The 301-nt window shown below is 77.7% G+C and carries 1 pseudogene; it reads right to left on the reverse strand.

The features are described from left to right. A pseudogene (locus tag WH85_RS52110) lies at nt 1-301 on the reverse strand (hypothetical protein); the annotation flags it as partial.

Below are 301 nucleotides of genomic sequence, written 5' to 3' on the forward strand. Positions count from 1 at the left end.
CCGCCACTGCCCGCACCCGCGCCGGGCGAACCGGCACCGGGCATGCCCGGCATCATCGGCGCCTGGAGACCGCTGCCGCCGGAGCCGGGGGTGGCGCCGGACGACGAGCCCGGCACCTCGACACCGCCGAGCGACGGCGACTCCCAGTCCGACGCGTCCCCGTCCACCAGGCCCTTCGAGTCAGGAGCCTCCGGCACACCGGAACCGCCACTGCCCGCACCCGCGCCGGGCGAACCGGCACCCGGCATGCCCGGGATCTGCGGCGACTGGAAACCACCGGTGCCCGGGGTGGCGCCCGTCG

Origin of the sequence: Actinoplanes rectilineatus (genome assembly GCF_000962825.1) — a bacterium.
Lineage (GTDB): Bacteria > Actinomycetota > Actinomycetes > Mycobacteriales > Micromonosporaceae > Actinoplanes > Actinoplanes rectilineatus.